We start from the raw sequence: 5,202 nt of genomic DNA on the forward strand, positions 1-5,202 counted from the left end.
GGACATCTCGCCGTACTGCTTGACCCAGCGACGGTAGGTTGCCTCGCTAACACCGAGGTCGCGGCAGACTTCGGCTACGGTACTACCCGAGGCCTTCATGGATCGGGCTTTATCAAGCTTGGCCACGATCTGCTCAGGAGTGTGTTTTGAAAACTTCTTCATGATTATCAGTCTTCCCGCCCAACAAGGGGCTGTCACGGAAGACACGATCAAACCACATGGTCTATTTAATCCAGCCCAGACCAACCCCAGCCGAGGTGGAAACCGAATTTTGGAAGAAGACCCCGCAACAGGGAATAATAGAAATCAAGGCAAATGCCTAGGAACAAAACTCGGGGCACTTCATCTTCGAGATGGCCTAACAACGCCCACACGCAGCGGCCATCAGGGAATGAGAAACTGAGTCTTCGCTGCTCTCCGCCCAACTTTGCAACAGCACCTATTAAGTTAACTTTACGGATTTTGAGGGTAAGGTTTTATGATCCAGTCCAATAAACCAGGTGTAGGGGCGGTTATCGTAGCCCTAGCTGTCCTATGGCAAGGAATCGGCACTGCGATAGTCGGAGCCCAAGTAGACCCAGAGCTATCTACTTTTACTACGTTTTCAGCGTTTCTTATCGCGGCGATTATCTCCACAGTGGTCTATTTAGCGTTTTATCGTAGAAAATACCGAGCTACGGAAACACCGCATCCCCCCATGAAAATGATAACTGCAGCAAGCCTCAATCTGTTTACTGCGGGCGCTTTCTGCTTATTCTATGTTTCCACTACTTTGATGCAGTCCACTGCAGCAAGTGTCATCGAAACAGGAGTCGGCCCTTTTATTGTCGCAGTAATAATGACTTGGTCGGCCAGAAGGCTCAGCAGTTCATTGGTGTCAACAACTGCAGTAGTGGTTCTGGCTCTATGTTTTTTCTTCCTAGGAACGGGAAGCAGTTCACCCCAGTCTTATCTGGGTTTCGCTCTAGCTGTAGGCGCAGGAATTTCTGCGGTAGGAGTGCTTTACTCCTCGCGCTGGGCTACTGAACAAGGGAACAGCGTTCTCACGATTGCAGCAGTGAGGTTTCACTTAGCTTGGATTATTAGCGGTCTCGTGGCTTTCTTTTCCGTGGAAGCGGAGATGCTTCGAGGCTCTACCCTGTCAATCGTCCTGCTATCGGTGATGTGCATTACTTTTCCTATCCTGCTCTTGCAGTGGGGAATTACCTTAGCGCCGCCTTTCATCTCGGCACTGATCATCGCGGCCCTTCCGGCCGTGGTGATGGCTACCGAGGTGGCATTGGGCTCTCAAGTCGAACCAATTCAGTTAACTTTGTTGATGCTCATTGTGGCAATAACCATAAGTCAAGCAATGTGGGGAACACGGAAAAATGAAAATATTAGTAGTTGATGATTCTTCAAGTGGCGCCGATCTGGTGGCAACCCTGCGCCAAAAAGGGACGTAGAGGTTGCTACTGCTAACCCGCCGTATGCCATCTCAGCTAACGAAGACGGGAGCATTTCCGATCCATGGGCCCTGGCCCTACTCCGGGAATGTAGCCAAGAAAAATTTGACCTTGTTGTGCCGGGAAGCGAATCAGGAGTATCCATAGCTGAGTGGGTTTCAGCTGAGTTAGGACTACCGCATAACGGTAGAGAGAAGATCTGGCACCGTCGCCATAAGCAAGGAATGATTGAAGTTGCTCACCAATATGGACTGCGTGCCCCAAGGTCTGTTACCCTATCCTCCGCTTCTGCACAAGACAGCCTTTATCTAGACCCGTCCCTGGTCAAGGATTGTGTTGTCAAGCCTGTGGGAAGCGGGGGCAGTGACCATGTCTATTTCTGCAAAACAGAACCCGAGACTCTTCAGGCGATTACTACCATTCAAAATTCTACGACTTTGCTAGGAGAAAAATCACCCTCCGTGGTTCTTCAGGAGTACGTAGACGGACCTCAATATTTTGTGAACACGGTGACAGCCGAAGGGCGTCATATTGTGACCGAAGTTTTCCGATACGGACTTACGGAGGAATCTGGAGCTCCCCACATATATTCAGCTATCACAGTAGGACCGGAGGACAACCACTATTCCGGTGCCGTGGAATATACCTTATCGCTCCTTGACGCTCTGGAAGTAAACTTCGGAGCCTCCCACGTGGAACTGAGGTGGTCTAAGGGGCAGTGGGTACTTATTGAATACAACGGTCGCTGTAGAGCGTGTCAAGTTGTTTGTGTGTGGGGTCGGACTATAGGTATTTGTCGAAGCGGTCGGGAAAGGCCACGGCCATTTGGTTGATGGCTTGTTTCCAGCCGGATACTCGTGCTCCTTCCACGAGTCTGCCGGCTGTCGCTGAGGCCCGTTTGCCCTGCTTCGCCCTCTTGGCAGCTCGTCTGTCTTCAATATTGCAGATCATCAACCACAGCGTTTTCAGCGCTGATTCATCGTTGGTGAACTGCACCCTGTTGCGGGTAGCTTTACGCAGTTCATTGTTGAATGATTCAATCGAATTCGTCGTATAGATTACCTTCCTGGCTGCTGGCGGGAACTGCAGAAACGGTACGAAACGCGCCCAAGCATCCCGCCAGACCTTGACTGAGCGGGGATACTTTTCTCCTAATTCAGAGGCTTCAAATTCGTCTAAAGCAACCTGAGCTGTGGATTCGTCTGCAGCGGTGTAAATCTTTTTCAACGCGGCCGATACGCCTCGGCGATCCCCGTAGGCTACCCATCGATTAGCTGCGCGAATCAGGTGCACGATACAGGTTTGCACCATAGAGTTCGACCACGTTGCCTCTACTGCTTCTGGCAAGCCTTTCAGCCCGTCACAGCAGACAATAAAGACGTCTTTGACCCCACGGTTAGAAAGATTGGCACATACCTGCGCCCAAAATGAAGCGCCTTCTTCTTTGGCAATCCATAGGCCCAAAATGTGCTTAATACCGTCAAGATCCACACCAATTGCCATGTACGCGGATTTGTTGACCACTCGGCCACCATCGCGGACTTTAATGCGTAACGCATCCAGGAAGATAACGGGGTAGAACTCATCTAGCTGGCGGTTTTGCCAGACCATAACCTCATCGCCGACGGCATCAGTTACTGCAGAGATTGTTTCATGAGAAATATCTACCCGCAGGGCAGTAGCCATGTGATGCTGGATATCCCGAATGGTCATCCCACCAGCATACAAGCTGACAATCATGTCATCAACGTCGGTCAATCTCCTCGAGCCTTTGGGCACCATCGTAGGAGAAAAACGTGCCGTTTCTATCTCGTGGAACATCAATGCTTACTGGACCGTAATTAGAATCTACGGTTTTCGGATACGTCCCATTGCGATAATTATCCGTTCCAGCACTAGCTTTAGCTGCTCTATCACCGGATGCATAGCCCAGGTGAGTATCCATTTCCGCGTTCAGCCCGCGGGTAATTGAAGCTTGCAACATACCGCGAACCAGGTCATTAGCATCCGTGGTGGACGTGCCTAGCTCATCAATAAGTTTCGCGATTTCAGGGTTAGCAAGAAGCTTCTTTTCAATCGCATCAATCTTGGCCTTATCAGCCGGATCTCGTCGTGCCACACTAGTCATTCTGGCTTATCTCCTTATGCAGGTTGGGAACCTACACACAAACCATTAGACACTCTCGTGACATACTCCAGACTGCTAATAGGAACCTGACCCGCACAGAATGTGCGAGGTCTCAAAGTAATGTGGATGCCAGCGTGAAGTATGTCCGACCACCAGAGATGAAATAAGTCCCATACTCATTCAACTCGCTAGGAGGTCTGGCATGACCTACGACTATGTCATCGGCATGGATGTTGGCAAATACTTCCACCACGCCTGCGTCTTAGATATCGACGGCGCCCAGGTGCTATCTAAGCGCATCAACCAAAACGAAAAATCCCTGCGCACACTCTTTTCAACGTTCAGCGCACACGACCACAAGGTCCTTGTCGTCGTAGACCAGCCAAATAACATTGGTCGACTAACTGTCGCGGTTGCTCAAGATATCGGAATCGACGTGCGCTACCTTCCTGGTTTGGCTATGCGTCAACTCTCACGCATCCACGCTGGTAATGCCAAAACTGATATCCGGGACGCCTATATCATCGCCCACGCTGCAAAGAACCTTCCGGAATCCCTCCGCAGCGTCGACCGCGTCCAAGAAGCCTTCCTCCAATTGAAGGTCCTCAACGGTATCGACGAAGACCTAGCACGCTCCTACACCAGGCTCATCAACCAGATTCGAAGTGCGCTAGTAGGCTGCTACCCGCAATTCGAACAAGCCCTTCGCGGTCAGATAATCCACCGCAAGTGGGTTCTACACCTACTTGCACGCTACGGCGGGCCCACCAAGATAAAACGCTTAGGTAAGGCCAAGGCAGCTGCCTTGGCTCGACGATATAAGGCACGCAACCCCGAACCTGTCCTCGATGCCATATTCGCTGCTATCTCTGAGCAAACAGTCACTATTGCAGGTGCACACTATGCCGAAATGGGCGTAGCAATGTCGGCGAAGGACGCGCTTTTAAAGCTCGAGCACCGCCAACAAATCGAGCAGGAAGTCATCAGGCTCATCAACGACATCCCCCACACTCAAATCCTGCTATCCATGCCGGGAATCGGACCAAAGACGGCAGCACAAATTCTCATGACCGCAGACGACATGTCCGACTTTCCGTCAGTTGGGCACCTAGCCTCTTACGCTGGTTTATCGCCCCGAACGAATCAATCCGGAACCTCGATCATGTCGAACTCACTGAACCGAGCCGGCAATAAAAAATTAAAGAACGCCCTATGGCAATCATCTTTTGCATCCATCAGATTCCACGAGCGTTCCCGGCAATTCTATGAACGAAAGCGCCGTGAAGGCAAGAGACATAACGCCGCAGTCGTAGCACTAGCCCGCAGACGACTCACCGTCCTCTACGCCATGATGCGCAACCACGAGTGCTACCACGATCCCGCACCATTACAGGAAGACCTAGCAGCCTAGACACTAAGAGCAAAGACAGCCGACCGGGTAAAATCCCAGTCGGCTAGCTGTCATGCCCGAAAACAACACGGCCAAACAACCCCGGCTGAAAAATCAACCCCGGCTAATCCACCCGCGAGGTTGACAAACTATATAGGAACACCCATTACGTTGTTATCAGTTCCGCTTGAGGTCACCCAGGATTCGTAACTCTGCCCCCATGCCGGGGCAGGTTATGT

General features: G+C 51.2%; 4 protein-coding genes and 1 pseudogene. 3 read left to right on the forward strand and 2 right to left on the reverse strand.

What is annotated here, in order from left to right; all coding sequences use genetic code 11:
* Nucleotides 1-162, reverse strand: a 162-nt coding sequence (locus QP891_RS11915; protein WP_350309190.1) for a transposase, incomplete at its 3' end; no start/stop codon positions are given.
* Between the two features lie 316 nt (nucleotides 163-478).
* Here QP891_RS11915 and QP891_RS11525 point away from each other — a divergent pair.
* Both QP891_RS11525 and QP891_RS11920 read left to right on the forward strand, forming a co-directional pair.
* The gene (locus QP891_RS11525; RefSeq protein ID WP_234457548.1) at nucleotides 479-1,390 is read left to right on the forward strand and encodes a DMT family transporter; all 912 of its coding nucleotides are present in this window, start codon (nucleotides 479-481) and stop codon (nucleotides 1,388-1,390) included.
* 279 nt (nucleotides 1,391-1,669) lie between these two features.
* On the forward strand, nucleotides 1,670-2,278 hold the full coding sequence (locus QP891_RS11920) for an ATP-grasp domain-containing protein (RefSeq protein WP_349837184.1): 609 nt from the start codon (nucleotides 1,670-1,672) through the stop codon (nucleotides 2,276-2,278).
* Here QP891_RS11920 and QP891_RS11530 read toward each other — a convergent pair.
* A pseudogene (locus tag QP891_RS11530) lies at nucleotides 2,229-3,573 on the reverse strand (IS256 family transposase). The gene QP891_RS11920 and the pseudogene QP891_RS11530 overlap by 50 nt on opposite strands.
* A gap of 202 nt (nucleotides 3,574-3,775) precedes the next feature.
* Between QP891_RS11530 and QP891_RS11535 the strand changes: the two are divergent.
* Nucleotides 3,776-4,984 (forward strand): IS110 family RNA-guided transposase, encoded by a 1,209-nt coding sequence (locus QP891_RS11535; protein WP_284783776.1) that lies wholly within the window; start codon nucleotides 3,776-3,778, stop codon nucleotides 4,982-4,984.
* The last annotated feature ends 218 nt before the right edge of the window (nucleotides 4,985-5,202 follow it).

It is taken from the genome of Corynebacterium sp. MSK310, assembly GCF_030227355.1.
Lineage (GTDB): Bacteria > Actinomycetota > Actinomycetes > Mycobacteriales > Mycobacteriaceae > Corynebacterium > Corynebacterium rhinophilum.

Bases quoted from the DNA above. Each gene is read 5' to 3' on its own strand.
- QP891_RS11535 (WP_284783776.1), top strand. From the start codon at position 3,776: ATGACCTACGACTATGTCATCGGCATGGATGTTGGCAAATACTTCCAC.
- QP891_RS11525 (WP_234457548.1), top strand. From the start codon at position 479: ATGATCCAGTCCAATAAACCAGGTGTAGGGGCGGTTATCGTAGCCCTA.
- QP891_RS11920 (WP_349837184.1), top strand. From the start codon at position 1,670: ATGATTGAAGTTGCTCACCAATATGGACTGCGTGCCCCAAGGTCTGTT.